The organism is Citrobacter meridianamericanus (assembly GCF_041320245.1).
Classification (GTDB): Bacteria; Pseudomonadota; Gammaproteobacteria; order Enterobacterales; family Enterobacteriaceae; genus Citrobacter; species Citrobacter meridianamericanus.
The window spans coordinates 1,201,283-1,219,395 of the sequence record NZ_CP101036.1; the positions used below are offsets into that span (position 1 = coordinate 1,201,283).

Below are 18,113 nucleotides of genomic sequence, written 5' to 3' on the forward strand. Positions count from 1 at the left end.
CATCGTTGGATGTAGAGGAGGCTTAATGAGCAATAACAGAAAAAAAGAGCATGCAACTTATGCTAAACCTTCTCGCTCGGACATTATGCGTTCTGTGGCGACATCAACAGCCGTCGAAACCGGCCAGCCGTCAGCTAGCGTTGAAGCTTCACTTGAAGCTGCACGCAAGAAATTCGCGCATCTTCGCCTCGCTTAGATCTTTCTTAATGCTTCACTGACCCAGTGTTTCATCGGCTCATAGTCCATTGATACACCTGCATGAATAGCCGAGATATACTGGGTTTTGTTTTCCTCCCAGCTTTGATAATCCAGCGGTTTGTATCCTCCCTGAACGGCCATCACGTCGGCTAGCAGTCGCGACAGGCGCCCGTTTCCCTCTCTGAATGGATGGATAAGTATCAGCTCGACATGGGTGATGGCGATAGCGGTGATGAGTTGTTCTTCGTCCATGCCGCTACACGGTGTGTATTGAGCCAGATACTTGTTATCAAATTCGTTCAGCAGTTTTGGCAACTGCGCTGAGGGGGCAAACATAAAGCCGCCTTTGCTGATATTAACTGCTCTTTCTTGTCCAGCCCACTCGTAGATGTTACCTAACCAGCGGCGATGCCAGCTTTTTAGCATGGCTACGCTGAGCTGTCCTTCCGGGAACTGCTCTTCAAAAACAGACTGGTAGAGTTGTTCTAACAGGACAAGTTCAGCCTCATCCATCTCATCAGAAGTCGCGATCCCCAGCTTATTAGCCAAAACCTGCTCGCCAGAGTCTTTCTCATACTGGCCTTCACTGCTGGATACATGGTATCGGCTCATGGAGATGCCCTGTGTTATTAGAAGGATGGGAAAACAGAGGGAGTATAACGCTGGATGAGTACAGCAAACAATATTCTTAAAATCAGATAGTTACAAAAGTGTAGGTTAAAATGTAGTTTTTATTCTCTGGTGGAAAATAATCTTTAATAATCAGCATTAACACACCAATGCATCATCGGGGTGTGGCTAGAGAAGTCCTTATCAAGTGACTCTTTCATATCTTCTTTGCTCTTTTTTTAATCTTTTTGGGTACCTGGGTAGTCTCATGCAAGCCCCTGGAAACTTGCATAAACCCACAAATTTGTCATTCGAAAGCCGCCTGACGGGCAGTAACGACGAGCTTTGGCTCGGCCAGAATAGTCTATCTTATCACCGACAACGACTGAGATTCACCCGTAGGTTTTGCCGCTACAAAAAATGACATTAAATACGCCTGGTATTTGTGGGAAGGAGTGGAGTTGTAAGAAAGTTTTACAGCGGCATAATTTATTATATCTGTAAATCTTTTTATTTATTTAATTTAAGGTTGCTCACCCTCCCAGTTGCATGTTTACTATTCATTACATAACTAATGATTAATTTAAATATTAACGAGATGGTTTTATTTAAAGGGCAAACTCTAATACGTCACATTTTTTAAAATTTCTGGAATGTACACGCCACAGAAATGATTTAAATCACTTTATTTATTCCTTGCGTATCCAAAATGATGCGGTGATTCTCCACATCAATAAGGAAATGGATATGAGTTTACCCTCCCAGGATAATAAGGTAGGGCCGGGGGCTTATTTTGCTCTGGCATTCGCTGCAGTATTTTTCTCCGGACTACTCGGCGGCAAAGAATGGTATGGCGTATTTGATTTCACCACCCTGAACGGTGCTTTCGGTAAAGTCGTCAGTAAAGCGAGTCTCGAGGGGGATACGCTGACGACAACGACCAGTGCGTTTCGTGGTACCGGCGGTCACGGTGCCATGGATGGTTTTCTCTTTGCACTGGGATTAATTCCTGCTGTCATGTTTGCCCTTGGCATGATCAACGTGCTTGAACACTATGGCGCTTTGCGTGCAGCACGTCGTTTATTAACTCCTCTGCTGCGTCCTCTGATGGGGATCCCCGGAAATACCGGCCTGGCGCTGATCGGCAGCCTGCAGAGCACTGACGTTGGCGCATCGTTAACGCGAAATCTGGCCGACGAAGGCGAAATTACGCAAAACGAAAAAGATATTTTCGCCATGTTCCAGTTCTCTGCTGGGGCAATGATCACCAACTTCTTTTCCTCCGGTGCCATTCTGTTCACGCTGATGGCGGTGGACGGTACTCCAGCCGTGCCAGCGTCTATTGGCGCGTGCGTGGCTGTGATGTTCATTATGAAAATTGTTGGCGCCAATGTAATGCGTCTGATCCTGACTTTTACCAGTAAGAAAACCCAGTCAACTGCTCCAGGAGAAGCATCATGAGCGCACCAACCTCTAATCCGGTTATTACTGATGTTTTTGTCGAAGGGGCCCGTAAAGGCTGGAATATTGCGACAACCAGCACTCTGCCAAACGTGGTGATGGCGTTTATCATCATCAAAGCGCTGGAGATTACCGGCGCGCTGAAAGGGCTTGGTATGGTGTTCGCACCGCTAATGGGTCTTTTTGGTCTTCCCGGCGAAGCCGCAGCGGTATTGATTGGCGGCTGGATGTCGATGGGCGGTGGGATTGGGGTAGCGATTGGTCTGTTTGATAAAGGCATTCTGACCGGCGAACATCTGGCTATTCTGGCACCGGCAATCTATCTGATGGGGTCGCAGGTACAGTATTTGGGCCGCATTCTCGGCGTTATTGGCACCAGCGCTAAACGTATTCCCCTGATGATAATTATCTCCGTTCTGAACGCTTTTTTAGCGATGCTGCTGATGCGCATTATTCTCTGATAAGGAATGACCATGGATTTGGAAAAATACATTAATGAACTGCAAACGCTGGTCAACGTTGACTGCGGAACGCAAACGGTCGCAGGCGTAGCCCATATCGCCGCGGTGATGCGTGATCTCTGGCAGCAGGAAGGCTGGCAAACGGAGCTTGTGGATTTGGGGAGTGAGGTCGGCCCGGCGTTGCTGGTAACTAATAAGCCTCATGCAACACAATACGATGTGCTGCTGGTCGGTCATCTGGATACCGTTTTTCCGCCAGGAACGGTGGCTGAACGCCCGATGAGCCGCGATGAACACCGTCTTTACGGCCCCGGCGTTTCTGACATGAAAAGCGGCCTGCTAAATATTCTCTGGGCTATGCGCTCGTTACCCGCGGAGCATCTGGCGCGTTTATCTATTGCGGTAGCAATGAACCCGGATGAAGAGACCGGCAGCGTTCACTCCAGCGAGTGGATTGCTGCGTTGGCGAAACGCGCACGTTGCGTGCTGGTCTGTGAGGCTGCCCGGGCAGATGGCTCTTTGGTGAAAGCGCGTAAAGGTGTGGGAGGCTATCAACTGACGTTTGACGGTGTGGCGTCTCATGCCGGCAATGAGCCGGAGAAAGGACGTTCTGCCATTACCGCTTTTGCTAATAGCGTACTGGCGATTAATGCATTGACCGACATGACGCGTGGCACCACGCTAAATGTGGGGGTGGTGCAGGGTGGCAGTGCGGCGAATGTGGTGGCAGCGAAACTCCGCGCAGAGTTGGACGTGCGCTTTTGGGACAATGAAGAATATGATCGTGTCCATCAGGCTTTACTGTCGCTCTGCCAGCAAGGTTTTCTTGAGGGCGTGACCACTACGCTTACCCGGGTCAGCCATAAGCCTGCGATGGCTGCGAACGAGGAGACGCAACAGCTGATGGCGCTGGTTGAACGAGCCGGACAGGAAGAAGGGATCGCCGTGACATGGCAGGCCGTTGGCGGCGGTAGCGATGCTAATCTCACTGCGTCACTGGGGATCCCGACGCTGGATGGTTTGGGACCAGTCGGCGCGGGTTTTCACGGTGTTGATGAATGGCTGAATATCTCCTCCATCGAACAGCGAATTCGTTTATTAAAACGTATCATCACGATGTTGTAATCTGCTGATAATATAGCCTCTGACCGGAGGCTATATTCATATCAAAATAAAAAATTAGCTGACATATTATAAAGTATTATTTATACATCACGTAGCTGAAGCTGATTTTCTAAACGCCGATCGCGCAGGGTTGCATAAATAAAAGTAATCACAAACAGCAGTGAAAATAATACGACGATGGTGGGAGCCGGTGCGCTGTCGATGAAAAATGACAGATATACCCCTATAAACGAAGTAACGATCGACATCGCCACCGCCAGCCACAAGGCGTTGGAAAATTTCCGCGTCAGTAAAATTGCAATCGCCCCAGGAGCAATCAGTAAAGAAATCGACAAAATAATCCCGACCGATTTTAGCGTGGCGACAATCGTCAGGGCGATCATACACAACAGGCCGTAATGCAGCAGAGTGGTGTTAAGCCCACTGGTCTTGGCCTGATGTGGGTCGAACGCATACAGCAGCAGATCTTTCCACTTCAGCCCAATGATTAGCGCGATCCCCAACGCAATCACCGTTGTTTGCATGATATCGCTCAGTGATATGCCGAGCATATCGCCGAACAGAATATGATCCAGATGCACTTCCGACTGAATGGAAACATACAGCACCAGTCCCGCACCAAACATCCCAGAGAAAACAATGCCCATGATGGTGTCGCGCTTAATGCGGCTGTTATCGTCGAGGTATCCGGTGGCTACCGCGCAGAACAGTCCAGCGACAAACGCGCCAATTGCCAGCGGGATGCCCGCGATGTAAGCCAGCACGATCCCCGGAAAAACCGCATGGCTCATGGCATCACCCATCAGCGCCCACCCCTTGAGCACTAAAAAAACCGATAACAACGCGCAGGGGATAGCCACAATAGTGGAGATGATCAGCGCATTGACCATAAAGCTAAACTGAAAGGGTTCCAGCAGCGTTGTTAAGATCATACCAGCTCCTTATTGATCCTGCGGGCGCGGCGGCGATTCGCCAGCAGACCGTGTTTGGGGGCGAAGACAAACGCCAGCAGGAACAGCAGTGTTTGCAATACGACGATAATTCCGCCGGTTGCACCATCCAGCCAGTAGCTCAGGCAGGCCCCGAAAAAGCTGGTCAGGCTACCGATAGCTACGGCAACCGCCAGCAGGCGAGGAAAACGATCGGTCAACAGCCAGGCGGTGGCTCCGGGCGTGACCACCAGGCAAATCACCAGAAATGCGCCGACGGTTTGCAGGGCGGCTACCGTTGAAACGGAGAGCAGTGTAAAAAACAGCAGCTTCAAACGCCCCGGATTCAGACCGATAGACCGGGCGTGGTTTTCATCAAAAAAGACCACCATCAAATCTTTCCACTTCAATAACAGGATGGTCAGCGATACCACACCGATGATCGCCAGCTGCAGAATATCTTCCGGCGCAATTGCCAGGATATTACCGAGAATAATGGTCTGGATGTTCACCGACATCGGATTGAGCGACACCATAAAAAGCCCGATACCGAAAAAAGACGAAAAAATCAGCCCGATAATCGCATCTTCCTTCAGGCGTGAACGCTGATTCAGAAACAGCATGCTGCCCGCTGCCAGCCCACCGGAAAGAAATGCGCCCAGTGCGAAGGGAAGCCCTAACATATAGGCTCCGGCTACACCCGGCACGATAGAGTGCGATAGCGCATCGCCAATCAGCGACCAGCCTTTGAGCATCAGATAGCAAGAGAGAAACGCGCACAGGCCGCCGACCATCGCCGAAACCCACATGGCGTTGAGCATATACTGGTAACCAAACGGCTCTGTCAGCCAGTTCATGATTATTCCCCCTCGCTTGCCGCGCGTCGCGAAATAAACGGACGTTCATCATCGGTAATCACGTGCTGTTCGCCGCCGCGCAGGGCAACGTGACGCAGGACACCGCTAAATGCCAGCTCGAGATTCTCGGGAGTAAAGGTGGTTTCGGTCGGGCCACTTGCCAGCACCGTGCCCTTAATCATCACCGTGTAATCACAAAACTCGGTGACGGAGCCCAGGTTATGGGTAGAGACCAGCATGGTCCGGCCTTCATCACGCAGTTCACGCAGCAGGTCGATGATCCGGGCCTCGGTTTTCACATCTACACCAGTAAACGGTTCATCCAGTAAAATGACCTGGCCGTCCTGTGCGATAGCGCGCGCCAGAAAGACGCGTTTTTTCTGCCCGCCAGAAAGTTCACCAATCTGGCGATGGCGATAGTCCAGCATGTCGACCCGCGCCAGCGCCGTATCTACGCAGTCGTGGTCGATCTGTTTTGGCCGACGCAGCCAGCCCATATGGCCAAATCGTCCCATCATCACCACATCTTCCACCAGCACCGGAAACGACCAGTCCACCTCCTCTGACTGGGGGACATAGGCGATCAGATTCTGTTTGAGCGCTTTATTAACCGGTTGTTGCAGAATAGAGATTTCACCCCGCGCCAGACGGACAAACCCCATCAACGCTTTAAATAGCGTTGATTTTCCCGAACCGTTGACGCCGACCAGGGCGGCAATTGAGCCGCCCGGAACCTGAAAAGTGGCATCCCGCAGCGCAGTGTGCCCGTTGCGATACGTCACCGTAACCTGATTCACGGTAATCGCAGATTGACTCATTTTTGGCTCCTTAACCCGTCGTTGATGCCGCTGACGATGGTTTGTGTCGTCACGCGCAGTAAATCCAGATAGGTCGGTACCGGACCATCGGCAGCGCTGAGCGAATCGACATACAGCACGCCGCCGTAATGCGCGCCAGACTCACGAGCGACCTGACGTGCAGGCTTGTCGGACACGGTGCTTTCGCTAAATACGGTGGGGATTTGATGCTCTTTGATCGCGTCGATCACTTTGCGTACCTGTTTGGGCGTGCCTTGCTGATCGGCATTGATTGGCCACAGATACAGCTCTTTCAGGCCGTTATCACGTGCCAGGTAAGAGAATGCGCCTTCGCTGGTGACCAGCCAGCGTTTATCGGCAGGGAGCTTTATCAGTTCATCATGCAGCGGCGCCAGAGTCTGCTGGATTTTCGCTTTATAATTCTCCGCATTTTTCTGGTAGGTGGCAGCATTGTCTGGATCGTATTTCATCAGCGCATCGCGAATGTTATCCACGTAGATGAGCGCGTTCTCCGCTGACATCCAGGCATGCGGGTTCGGTTTGCCGTTGTACGGCCCTTCGCTGATACCCATTGGCTGCACGCCATTTGAGACCATTACCTCCGGCACGCCGGATAAATGCTGATAGAAGCGGGCAAACCAAAGCTCCAGATTGAGGCCGTTGGAGAGGATTAGCTGTGCACCCTGTGCGCGTTTAATATCCCCTGGTGTGGGCTGATATTCGTGAATTTCAGCCCCGGGTTTGGTGATAGAACTGACGTCAGCGGCGTCACCTGCCACATTACTGGCCATATCGGCAATCACCGTAAAGGTGGTTACTACCTTAAATTTTTCTTTCGCCCAGGCAGGAGACAGCGTCAGCGCCGTGATTACGCTTGCAAGGAGAAGCGATTTCAGATGGGGCAGATGCGGCATAGTATCCCTCACAATAAAATGGTTAATTTATCATCAAATATAGCCTTTGCTATGTTATATAGCACAAGGTATAATTAAATGAAAATAATTCTTATTTGCGTAGGGTGCTAAGGAATGGATGAGGATATGCGTTTACGCCGACACGATTGTCGGCGTGCAGGGGAGGACAAAGCCGATGATTATGATTTCTGGAACTCAGTGACGGTTTCCCAGGCTACTTGCTGCAAGGCTTTGGCGGTAGCAGGGTTCATGTCCGTATCAATGGGAAGCGCACCGCCGACCGGAGACTGATTATACAGAGTAGCGAAAAATACGCAGGCGGCGAGATATGTTCCTGAAATCGAAGGGTGTACACCATCTTGATAATACAGGTTAATTTCTGGGTGCGTTGTACGCGCTTTCTCGAAAGCCAGACCTACCGGAGCTACATATCCCCCCGTTTTTTGCGCAATCGAGATATAAGCATCTGCCAGTTTTTGGCTATCTTCGGGTTTGTCTTTTTTCGGCCAGGTCATGAAATAGACGACTTTTGCACCGGCTTTATGCGCCATTTCGGCCATTTGGGTTGCAGAGTCCACGAAATTTTGTCGGGTACTTTCTTTCTTTGAAATCGTTTCTGTAGAATTCCCCTGCAGGATGACGACATCCCATTTCTGTAGCGTGTTCTGATAGCGCATATTCTCAATTTGCCAGCCTAAATGACCGCTGGAAATCGTGATCCCCCGATATTTATAGCCTTTGGCGTGATCAGGCAGTAAGGACTGCGTCAAATCCCGCAGGCGGGTATTAATATTATTATTATAGAAAGTGAAAGAGTTACCATAAAGCGCGACAATTTTATTCTCACCATCCATTTTCGCATATGCGGAAGGCGCTAATAACGTATCCGCTTGAACACAGATACTACTTAAGGCGAAAGTCGTCGCTGCGGCAAGTAATGTTATCTTTTTCATTTTTTATCTCTTAGAAATCATAACGGAGCCCAACGATAAGCGCATCATCATTGGTCTTTTTGTTCTTACTTGCGAACTCTTTATCGTAAGTAAATGATAACCACGTGTCTTTAGCCAATGTTAATTGCGCTTCAGCACGCCAGTCTTCTTTTTCAGCAATATCTTTACCATCTTCATTTAAAAAGCTATATCCGGTAAGAACCTTGACGGTGCCAAAGTTGTAGGAAATGAACGAATCCATCCCTTTATAATTATTATCGCTTTTGTTATCACGAGAAATAGACGTACGTAATGCGGTTACTGCGACTTCATAGGCTTTATAACTGAGTTGTAATCCTCCCATGATTTGATCGTTTTGATTACGTCCATCGGTGGTCACTACCCCGTCCTGTCGTTTATAACGGCTGGCCGCTATCGCCGGTGTAATCCTAAAATCGCCAAATTTGAAAGAATTGCGATAGCTGGCCATCGCGCCGTAATCCAGAGCTTCGTTATCACTGTTGCCGTTACCGGAAACCCATGCCAGTTGAATCTCATTGCCGGCAAATTTGGCGTTCCACTGTACGGTGCCGTCCTGTCGGTTGAACTGGTAAGAGTCATCAATGGTTGTAATGCCATAGCTATAGATATTGGGGGTGAAGTTTTTGTACTTATCGGTCATTTTCATTACCTGATACAACGGGTTTTTGGTTCTCCCGGTGATCAGTTCACCCCATGTTTTATTCGACAGGCCGACATAGGAATAGCGGGCCTCCATATCGCTTTCGCCGGTATTATTATCATTTTTTTCGGTACGCACCTGCCATTCCAGTCGGCCTACGATTTTAGTCTCTGGCAGAAGATCTAGATCTCGCGTGAGATAAATACCTATACGACCACCTAAATCACTTCGACTTTCACTGCCAGCGAATGAATTCTGACCACTTGCAATTTTGCCCTCAACACGACCATAGATATCCAGCGTATTTCCATCCTTATTATAGACGTTTAAGGCGAACGCCGAGGAACTCATACCCATTAGTAATATTAGTGAATAATTTTTTAGTTTCATGTTATCCCTCAAATCAGCATTAGTTTCCTGACCATAAAAATAAATTTCACAGCGAGGTAATTGTTTGAGGAAAAGGAATGACAGCGATATGGGAATCATTTTTTCTCGTAATGAAATGTGATTATTCGCGCATAACTATCTCTGATTTGGCGATTGTATTAATGGTTCTTATATTTAATGAGTGTTTTTTTTAAGGTATTACGGTGACTTAAATTGTAATGCAGAAGTTACTGTGAACTACATCGCATTTTTACAGAAGGCAAAAACTGAAAATGGGAATATTACATTCTCATGGCCTATTTTGGGGTGGGAATACTATTTTCCCCTATAATTTGGCAGACAAATCCCGCAAAATTGATTAATCACATTTTCGATTATCACGCATTCACTAGCCGGAGAGGCGCTGTATGTACGGGAAGCAAACAACGGTATTTGATTCTGACCTTTATTCATCATTGTTCACTCAGGAGAAGATGCGGGAAATATGGTCTGACGACAATCTGCTGCGTTGTTGGTTGCGTTTTGAGGCGACGGTAGCTCGCGTGCAAAGTGAGCTGGGGATTATTCCTCAACAAGCAGCCGTTGAAATTGAACAAACCTGTCGGGAAATAGAGATTGACTGGCCCACCCTGGCGCAAGAAACAAAAACCGTCGGCATGGTTATAAAGCCGCTGATCGATCAGATCTCCGCCAGTGGAACACCATTGGTAAGTCAGTTTCTGCACTGGGGATGTACCACTCAGGATTTACTGGACTCAGGCATGGCGATGAGATTGCAGCAAACGCTGCAACTGTTACGTGAGCAATTGCTTGATGTTGGCGAAGCCATGAAAACGATGGCGTTACGACATGCTCGCACGGTAATGGTTGCACGAACCAATTCGGTGGATGCTTCTGCAACGACGTGGGGGCTTCATGTTTGCAGTTATCTGGCGGAGATAAACCGCCACCTGACACGTCTACAGCAGCTGTATCCGCGTGCCGTAACCGGACTTTTTGGTGGTGCGGTGGGGAATCTGGCTTCTGTAGGTAAGCAGGGAATGGAAACACGCCAGCGGCTGATGTTAGCGTTGGGTCTGAACGTGCCCTGCGGGATTAATAATGCCAGTCAGGATGCGGTCGTTGAAGTTGTGCAGTTTTTTGCTCTTGTTCACGGCACGCTGTGTCGTCTGGCCAACGATGTCGAAACAATGGGACGTACGCCGATTGCTGAAGTACTTGAGGGAGAGGGCGGTGGCGGATCCAGCACCATGCCACACAAAGTTAATCCACGCGCCAGTAATATGATGCAAACGCTGGCAAGAATGGGGTGGATGTATGCTTCCGGCGCGCCAGCAATGCTGGATCAACAGGATGTGCGAGCAGCCTCTATGCGGGTATTAAACTGGACGATCCTTCCGGAGGCCTCTAATGCGTTATCGACCAGCCTGACACGCGCAAAGAGCCTGCTTTCGCATCTCATTGTTAATGAAGATAAGATGCGCGCTAATTTTGACTGCTCAAAGCACTTTATTATGTCGGAATCGCTGACGATGAAGCTTGCCGCCAAAATTGGCAGAGAGTCCGCTTATAACCTAGTGAAAAAGCTGCTGAAGCATGCAACCGGCGAGCACAGCTTCATGGAGATCGTACAGGCTAGCCCGGAAATCCGCGCGTCATTATCTGGGGCGGAAATTGCTGCCGCCTGCGAGCCGCTGTCATATATCGGGGCTAACGACGCGCTAATCGCTGAGACTATCGCTGAGTTCGATCGCGTGAAAACCGCAGATATTGCCTGATTCGTCATGTCGCCGGGAGGGATAACACTCCTGGCGGTTGGTGGCGCTAAGTATTGTGGGCCGAAGCAGAAAATGTTTCGAAAAAGACGAATAATTCTTCCAGTTGGGCAAAATTACCCTCGCTATCTCCTTTCTCATAAGCCAGATGCAGAATGAGTTCGATAAAAAAGAAGCCAAGAATACGGCTTTGAAAAATGGAATGTACGTCGCTTGGGAGAACAAACTGCAGATCGCAGAACTTACCGTAAGGGTTCGCCTCTGAGTTGGTCACCAACACTACGACGGCATTCTTTTTTCTGAACCATTTTGCAATATTGAGGGCGACCCGGTTAAATCGATAGTAAGAGAAAACAATCAGGACATCCCCTTCCTCAATATTGATGAGACATTTGGGGAGCTCGCTGATGTCCGTCGGTAACAGAGTGATGTTGCTGCGAAAGTACTTTAGCAGTGTACAAAAATGCGTCGCCATGGCATGAGATGATGAAGGGCCGACGACATAAATATGACGTTTATTATTCAGCACCAGATCGATAAACGCATTAAGGCTCTCAATATCAATATTATTTTTAAATTGATTAAATAACTCTGATACTTTGTGGGTGAAATCGGTAACGATAGTTTCGGTGGTAATGCTGGGATTGTTACGCAGTTTGATGTTTTTCTCAAACGGCGCAGATATTTTATTTTTTGACAGCGTGATATCTAATGCCTTACGGAAAGCAGCATAACCCGTAAACCCAATCTTATTTAAAAATCGGCCAATAGTTGCTTTGCTTACCATCGCATTTTGCGAGAGATCAACAATGCCATGATAAGGGAGTTCATTAAAGTGTTTATTAATGTACTCATTAAGTCGGCACTCAGATTCAGTTAGATCACCCATATTAAGAGTCAGTAAGTTATACTCATCCAGACTTAATGTGTTTTTATTGTACATGGATAACACCCGGTTGCTGTTGTATATCAACGTTGTTATAGGATAATACCTTTTCGACGTCAACCATTGAATGAATATCTTGGAAACCCGCATCCAGCCTTTTCTTACGGATGCTACCTTATTCAGATGAGTTGCGATCTTACTCACAAAAAGGGGTGGGAAAACACCTTTCCCGTATTTTACAACCACACAACCCATTACACTTAAATCTCAATATTTGAGTATGTAATACGATAAATTTACGTACATATTATAGCTGCTTATATATAGGTGTAATTTTTTACTATCCTACATAAGCTATGATGATATGACAGGTAACCCTACCCGATTTGTATGGCATAGGAATTGTTATTATGACAGCGTTTATTATAGCTATAGTGATAACAGCTATTGCTGCATGGTTAATTGTGAAAAATTATCAGCCGCAAACTGTTTTATTACTCGCTGGATTGGCATTATTGACCATTACCGTACTGTTTTATCCTGAAAAAAGCATTCTCTATGATAAAGCCAAATCCACGGGATCAACCTGGCTGGATATCTTTAGCTTTGCCAAAGAATCGCTGACCACACAAATTGCGGGTATTGGTCTTATCATCATGGCTGCGGGCGGATTTGCCAGCTATATGGATCACATCAAAGCGTCGAACGCGATGGTTAATATGTGCATTCGTCCGCTACAAGTGATTAAAGCGCCTTACCTTATCCTCGCGCTGGGGTACATCTGTGCGCAGCTTCTGCATGTGGCAATTTCAAGTGCGGCGGGATTGGCGATGTTGCTGCTGGTGACATTCTTCCCGGTTCTGGTCCGTCTCGGAGTCAGTAAAGCCTCTGCGGCAGCGATGATTGGTCTGTGCGCGTTTATGGATTTAGGGCCTGCGGTTGGAACAGCGAATTTGGCGGCCAAGCATGCCGGAATGGAAAGCGCTATCTACTTTGCTCATTACCAGATGCCGGTCGCGGTGGTGGTGATGCTGGCTGTTGCGGTGGTGATTTACTTCACCGCGAAATATTTTGACAAAAAGGATGGCTTCGTGCCGGGCGAGCAAAGTGTCGCGCAAGCGGAAGAAGAGGGTCGCAAGTCTCCCGTTATTTACGCGCTTCTGCCGGTTCTGCCTGTGGTTCTGGTGCTGGTCTTTAGCCCGCTGGTGATCAAATCTATTAAAATTGATGTAGTGACGGCGATGATTCTTGGCGCGGTCGTCGCATTTTTCTTTGAACTGGTGTCAACCCGAGATTTCAAAAGCTGCTGTAAAGGATTACAGGTCTTCTTCAAAGGTATGGGCAGCATGTTTACCAGCATCGTTTCCTTGCTGGTGTGTGCGGATATCTATGCGCAGGGGCTGCAGAAAATTGGCGCAGTGGACTACCTGCTGCAGTCGGTGCAAAACGCAGGTCTGGGCTTTACCAGCATGACACTAGTGATGACCGCGCTGGTGGGAGTAACCGCTGTACTGACTGGCTCTGGCGTTGCTGCCTTCTTCTCTTTCTCCGGCCTGGCCCCCTCCATTGCGGCAAAATTTGGCGAAAGCGCCGTTAATATGATCCTGCCTATGCAACTGATGGCGGGAATGGGGCGCTCAATGTCTCCTGTGGCTGGCATCATTATTGCGGTAAGCAAAGCAGGGGAATGTTCACCGTTTATGATCGTCAGAAGGACGCTGCTTCCAGCGCTGGCCGGTATCGCGGCGATGCTGGTTGCCAACTATGTCCTGATTTGAATCCCGAGAGCCTGTTAATGCAGGCTCTTATTGTTTATCTGGTTGTAATTTATGGATGGCAACGTGACAAACGATGTTTTATACGTCCCGTTTACGGGCAAGTTACTGCTTGAGTCTCCGTTATTGAACAAGGGAAGCAGCTTCACGCAACAAGAACGACATGACTTTAACCTGAGTGGGCTACTGCCTTGCGCCATTGAGAATATTGATGAACAAGCCGAGCGGGCGTATCAACAATATCTTGAGGCTGAATCCCACAACGCCCGGCATATTTATTTGCGTAATATTCAGGATACCAACGAAACGTTATTTTATTATCTGCTGAAAAAGCATCTACCTGAGATGCTGCCAATCGTTTATACCCCGGTAGTCGGGGCCGCCTGCGAAAAATTCTCCTGGATATATCGTCGTGCGCGTGGTGTATTTATTTCATGGCCCGATCGCGATCGTATTGACGATATTTTGCATGATATTCCACGGCACGATATTAAAGTCATTGTCGTCACTGATGGTGAGCGCATTCTGGGCTTGGGCGACCAGGGCGTTGGCGGTATGGGTATTCCTATCGGGAAGTTGTCGCTTTATACCGTTTGTGGAGGGGTAAATCCGGCGAATACGTTACCCATTCTTCTGGATGTCGGCACTAACAATACACGACTGCTGGACGATCCGCGCTATATCGGCTGGCGTCATCCGCGTATCACCGGTGAAGATTACTTCGCATTTATTGGCATGTTTATTGCGGCGGTTAAACGACGCTGGCCTAACGTTCTGCTGCAGTTTGAAGACTTCGCCCAGCATACAGCGATCCCTTTGTTGGCGAGTTATCGTGATGAACTATGCTGTTTTAATGATGATATTCAGGGCACGGCGTCAGTGGCTCTTGCAACAATTCTCTCGGGCTGTCGTGGTAGCGGTCGCGACCTCTGCCAGCAACCCATCGTGATTGTAGGGGCGGGTGCGGCAGGATGTGGCATCGCCCAGCATATTATTGCCTGTCGTATATCTGAAGGTATGAGCCAGGCTGAAGCCCGACGGACCATTTTTATGGTGGATCGCGACGGTCTGGTGATGACCACCAATGATGCCTTAGCTGATTTCCAGCAATCGCTGGCGCAACCTCCCGAAGCCTTATCTGACTGGCAGTATGATGGGCAGGCGCCGTCATTACTGGAGGTGATTCATAATGTCAAACCCACGGTGATGCTGGGTGTGTCGGGCCAGGCCGGACTGTTCTCGCAGGAGGTGATTAGCACGATGTATCAATACTGCGATCGCCCGATTGTCATGCCGCTGTCGAATCCCACCTCGAGAATGGAAGCGCGGCCAGAAGATATCGTGCGCTGGACCGAGGGACGGGCCATCATCGCGACAGGCAGTCCCTGCGATGCGGTTGTATTTAATGGGGGTTCCATTCCCGTTGCACAGTGCAATAACGTGTATGTTTTCCCGGCCATCGGTCTGGGGGCTATCGCCAGCGGCGCGACGCGCATAACAGACACGATGCTGATGGCGGCAAGCTGCGCACTGGCCAATGCTTCTCCACTGGTGCGCAATGGTGAAGGTGCTCTGCTACCGGAGGTTAAGACAATCTGCGAAGTGACTCGCAGTGTTGCTTTTGAGGTCGGTAAGGCAGCACAGCATTCCGGTGTGGCGGAGAAGATGAGCGACGAGACGCTGTTGCAGAGTATTAAAGATAACTTTTGGCTACCGCATTATCGACCTTATAAACGCAGAGCTATTTAGTCATTTTTCCTGGAATGATTAACGGCTCTTGGTTGCCTCTATGGTTAAGGTGTATTATTTATGCAACTTAATTATGGAGGCATTATGTCCGGCAAACGTATTGCTCGTGAAAAAATGACGATCCGGAGAATGATCTCACTCTACGAGAGCCAGTGTCCGCAGGCTTCAGACGAGCCGGGGCATTACGATGCGTTGTTTGCCTATGCGCAAAAGCGCCTCGATAAGTGCGTATTTGGTGAGGAAAAACCGGCCTGTAAACAGTGTCCGGTACACTGTTATCAACCTACTAAACGCGAAGAGATGAAACAAATTATGCGCTGGGCTGGGCCAAGAATGCTCTGGCGTCATCCGATTCTGACCGTGCGTCATCTGATTGATGACAAACGCCCTGTCCCGGAATTGCCAGAGAAATATCAGCGCAAGAAGTAATTCAGATGCCCGATAAGCGTGGCGCTATCGGGCAATCAGTTAAACCAGCGCATCCTTATCAATGCCCAGGCGTTTCATACGCGAGAGTAACGTGGTGCGCTTCAGTCCCAGGCGCTGCGCTGCACCTTTAGGACCGGCAACCACGCCGTTGGTCTCTTTCAGAACGCGCATGATCAACTGGTATTCGTCCTCGCCATCCTGCGCAACTTCGGTGGCCACTGGTGGTGCGGACGGCGTCAACGCGGCAATATCCGGCAGGGACAGCTGTAGCACGTTGCCTCGGGTAAGCAGAACTGCACGCTCCACCACATTTTCCAGTTCGCGCACGTTGCCCGGCCATTCCATGCTGCTCAGCGTACGCAGCGCTTCGGCAGGAATGCTGTCGATATTGCGCCCCATCCGGCGGGCAATTTTAAAGGTGAAAGCTTTCACCAGCAGCGGGATATCTTCCGGGCGCTCGCGCAGTGGCGGCAGATAGATTGGGAAGACGTTCAGTCGATAGTAGAGATCGTTACGAAACTCGCGATCGGCGACCATCTTTTTCAGATCGCGATTAGTGGCGGCGATCAAGCGAACGTCGGTCTGGATCAGTTTATTGCTGCCCAGACGTTCAAACTCCTGCTCCTGCAATACGCGCAGCAGTTTGGGCTGAAGCTCCAGCGGCATGTCGCCCACTTCATCGAGGAACAGCGAGCTTTTATCGGCCAGCTCGAAACGTCCAATCCGCTGCGTGCTGGCCCCGGTAAACGCGCCGCGCTCATGACCAAACAGGTCACTTTCCAGCAACCCGGCAGGCATGGCGGCACAGTTCATCTTTACCATCCGGCGGGCGTTACGCCCACTCAGGTTGTGAATTGCTCGGGCAATCAGCTCCTTACCGGTTCCGGTTTCGCCGAGAATCAGGACGGTGCTGTCGCTTTGCGCCACCATTTCGACCTGTTTGAGCACGCTGTACATTGCTTCACTGCGGCCAATGATTTCGCCGAACTCGCTCTCCACGTTGTTAAGTTGTTCTGTGAGCGCCAGGTTTTCATCGACCAGGCGCTCTTTCAGGCGATGAATTTCCTGATAGGCGAGAGCGTTATCTACGGCGATCGCCACGCGTTCGGCGATTTGGCGTAGCAGTTTGAGGTTGGCAGTGGTGAACACTTTCTCTTCGCACTGCGCCAGCTTAAGGACGCCGAGCATAGTATTGCCCGACATCAGCGGCAGCAGACACAGGGTCTGTAGCTGGTTGCCCCAGGTTTCGAACAGCATCCGTTCGTAAGGGGCGAGCGTATCGCGTTCGCTCAGATTAATCAGCAGCATCTCTTTGCTTTTGAACACGCGTTCGGAAAGCGTACCAGCTTCATCCACTTCACTTTGTTCGTGCGCCGGATGATGTTCATCCAGATAGTGGGTGGAATAAATGCTGAGTTTGTTTTTGCGATCGCTGCGTAACACGATGCTGATGGCATCGATGTCGAAGTAGTGGTGGATCTCTTTGGCGACTTCGCTGACCAGTTCGTCAATGTCCAGGCGAGAGAGCACTGCATTGGTGATGGCGACCAGGATGCGAAAGTTATCACGCTCGCGGCACAGCAGATCGTAATCGACGTTGTTGCTGACCCGGCTTTGAATTTGTTCAGCTACAACGCCGACTATTTGGGTGAAGGTCTGCAGCCGGTTGTACTCTTTTTCACTCCATGGACGATCTTCATTACGGATGAATTCACAGCCGCCAAAGATGCGCCCATCCGCCGCCAGCGGCAGCAGGCAGTAGTGGCCAAATTCAGAATACAGTCCGCCAGCGGCCAGCTGTGGCCAGGTTTCAGTAAATTCGTGATAGTTGCAGTGCAGCGCATCGGGGCGGGACAAAATACGGCGTACCGGGCCATGGGCCAGTACCGTTTCGTCTTCATAATCGATGGGTTTACCATTTTCACGCGTCGCAAAATAACGCGCACGCTGCGTTTGTGCCTGCCATAAGACAATAGCCGCACAGTCGGCCAGCGCTGAACGCTTGACCAGCTGCGAAAGCGCCTCGCTGAGAGACGGGAGATCGGGCTGCTGTAATAATGTACGAGTAATATCGAACAGGCCTTGCTGTCCGAGGTCACTCATCGGTGTATACGACATATTGC

17 protein-coding genes are annotated in these 18,113 nt (G+C 49.6%); 8 read left to right on the plus strand and 9 right to left on the minus strand.

Annotation, left to right across the window (positions count from 1 at the left end; translation table 11 throughout):
• Window positions 1–25 precede the first annotated feature (25 nt).
• Window positions 26–196, plus strand: coding sequence for a hypothetical protein (locus tag NMD08_RS05765; RefSeq protein WP_162865967.1), 171 nt, complete (start codon window positions 26–28; stop codon window positions 194–196).
• Here NMD08_RS05765 and NMD08_RS05770 read toward each other — a convergent pair.
• On the minus strand, window positions 193–810 hold the full coding sequence (locus tag NMD08_RS05770) for a Fic family protein (RefSeq protein WP_025367930.1): 618 nt from the start codon (window positions 808–810) through the stop codon (window positions 193–195). The two genes, NMD08_RS05765 and NMD08_RS05770, sit on opposite strands and share 4 nt — an antisense overlap.
• A gap of 738 nt (window positions 811–1,548) precedes the next feature.
• On the opposite strand from NMD08_RS05770, the gene NMD08_RS05775 reads away from it, so the two are divergent.
• The 3 genes from NMD08_RS05775 to NMD08_RS05785 are packed head-to-tail and all read left to right on the plus strand — an operon-like array spanning window position 1,549 to window position 3,854.
• On the plus strand, window positions 1,549–2,268 hold the full coding sequence (locus NMD08_RS05775) for a nucleoside recognition domain-containing protein (protein ID WP_151218218.1): 720 nt from the start codon (window positions 1,549–1,551) through the stop codon (window positions 2,266–2,268).
• Window positions 2,265–2,729, plus strand: coding sequence for a YjiG family protein (locus tag NMD08_RS05780; RefSeq protein WP_151218217.1), 465 nt, complete (start codon window positions 2,265–2,267; stop codon window positions 2,727–2,729). Before NMD08_RS05775 ends, NMD08_RS05780 begins: the two co-directional genes overlap by 4 nt.
• A 12-nt stretch (window positions 2,730–2,741) precedes the next feature.
• Window positions 2,742–3,854, plus strand: coding sequence for a M20 family metallopeptidase (locus NMD08_RS05785; protein WP_151218216.1), 1,113 nt, complete (start codon window positions 2,742–2,744; stop codon window positions 3,852–3,854).
• Between the two features lie 80 nt (window positions 3,855–3,934).
• Here the strand turns inward: NMD08_RS05785 and sitD are convergent, their stop codons facing one another.
• The 6 genes from sitD to NMD08_RS05815 all read right to left on the minus strand — a co-directional run bounded on the left by sitD (window position 3,935) and on the right by NMD08_RS05815 (window position 9,376).
• Entirely contained in the window at window positions 3,935–4,786 is an 852-nt protein-coding gene (gene sitD / locus NMD08_RS05790; RefSeq protein ID WP_187258908.1) for an iron/manganese ABC transporter permease subunit SitD, read from the minus strand.
• Window positions 4,783–5,640: an iron/manganese ABC transporter permease subunit SitC gene (gene sitC / locus NMD08_RS05795; RefSeq protein ID WP_370619739.1), complete on the minus strand. Its 858-nt coding sequence runs from the start codon at window positions 5,638–5,640 to the stop codon at window positions 4,783–4,785. The genes sitD and sitC overlap by 4 nt, the downstream gene beginning before the upstream one ends.
• 2 nt (window positions 5,641–5,642) lie before the next feature.
• On the minus strand, window positions 5,643–6,458 hold the full coding sequence (sitB, locus tag NMD08_RS05800; RefSeq protein ID WP_210905308.1) for a manganese/iron ABC transporter ATP-binding protein: 816 nt from the start codon (window positions 6,456–6,458) through the stop codon (window positions 5,643–5,645).
• Window positions 6,455–7,372, minus strand: coding sequence for a metal ABC transporter substrate-binding protein (locus NMD08_RS05805; RefSeq protein ID WP_151218214.1), 918 nt, complete (start codon window positions 7,370–7,372; stop codon window positions 6,455–6,457). Before NMD08_RS05805 ends, sitB begins: the two co-directional genes overlap by 4 nt.
• Window positions 7,373–7,551: 179 nt before the next feature.
• Window positions 7,552–8,325 (minus strand): DUF4886 domain-containing protein, encoded by a 774-nt coding sequence (locus tag NMD08_RS05810; protein ID WP_151218213.1) that lies wholly within the window; start codon window positions 8,323–8,325, stop codon window positions 7,552–7,554.
• 10 nt (window positions 8,326–8,335) lie between these two features.
• The gene (locus NMD08_RS05815; RefSeq protein WP_151224253.1) at window positions 8,336–9,376 is read right to left on the minus strand and encodes a porin; all 1,041 of its coding nucleotides are present in this window, start codon (window positions 9,374–9,376) and stop codon (window positions 8,336–8,338) included.
• 407 nt (window positions 9,377–9,783) lie between these two features.
• On the opposite strand from NMD08_RS05815, the gene NMD08_RS05820 reads away from it, so the two are divergent.
• Window positions 9,784–11,154, plus strand: a complete 1,371-nt coding sequence (locus NMD08_RS05820; protein ID WP_370619741.1) for an adenylosuccinate lyase family protein — start codon at window positions 9,784–9,786, stop codon at window positions 11,152–11,154.
• A 46-nt stretch (window positions 11,155–11,200) separates the two neighbouring features.
• Here the strand turns inward: NMD08_RS05820 and NMD08_RS05825 are convergent, their stop codons facing one another.
• On the minus strand, window positions 11,201–12,094 hold the full coding sequence (locus NMD08_RS05825) for a MurR/RpiR family transcriptional regulator (protein ID WP_151218210.1): 894 nt from the start codon (window positions 12,092–12,094) through the stop codon (window positions 11,201–11,203).
• Between the two features lie 353 nt (window positions 12,095–12,447).
• Here NMD08_RS05825 and dcuC point away from each other — a divergent pair, with 353 nt between their 5' ends.
• From dcuC to NMD08_RS05840, 3 genes are all read left to right on the plus strand, one after another.
• Window positions 12,448–13,815, plus strand: coding sequence for a C4-dicarboxylate transporter DcuC (gene dcuC, locus NMD08_RS05830; RefSeq protein WP_151218209.1), 1,368 nt, complete (start codon window positions 12,448–12,450; stop codon window positions 13,813–13,815).
• A 51-nt stretch (window positions 13,816–13,866) separates the two neighbouring features.
• The gene (locus tag NMD08_RS05835; RefSeq protein WP_151224251.1) at window positions 13,867–15,561 is read left to right on the plus strand and encodes an NAD-dependent malic enzyme; all 1,695 of its coding nucleotides are present in this window, start codon (window positions 13,867–13,869) and stop codon (window positions 15,559–15,561) included.
• Between the two features lie 84 nt (window positions 15,562–15,645).
• Window positions 15,646–15,990, plus strand: coding sequence for a nitrous oxide-stimulated promoter family protein (locus tag NMD08_RS05840; RefSeq protein WP_151218396.1), 345 nt, complete (start codon window positions 15,646–15,648; stop codon window positions 15,988–15,990).
• A gap of 39 nt (window positions 15,991–16,029) precedes the next feature.
• Here the strand turns inward: NMD08_RS05840 and flhA are convergent, their stop codons facing one another.
• Window positions 16,030–18,108 (minus strand): formate hydrogenlyase transcriptional activator FlhA, encoded by a 2,079-nt coding sequence (gene flhA / locus NMD08_RS05845; protein ID WP_370619743.1) that lies wholly within the window; start codon window positions 18,106–18,108, stop codon window positions 16,030–16,032.
• Between the last annotated feature and the right edge of the window lie 5 nt (window positions 18,109–18,113).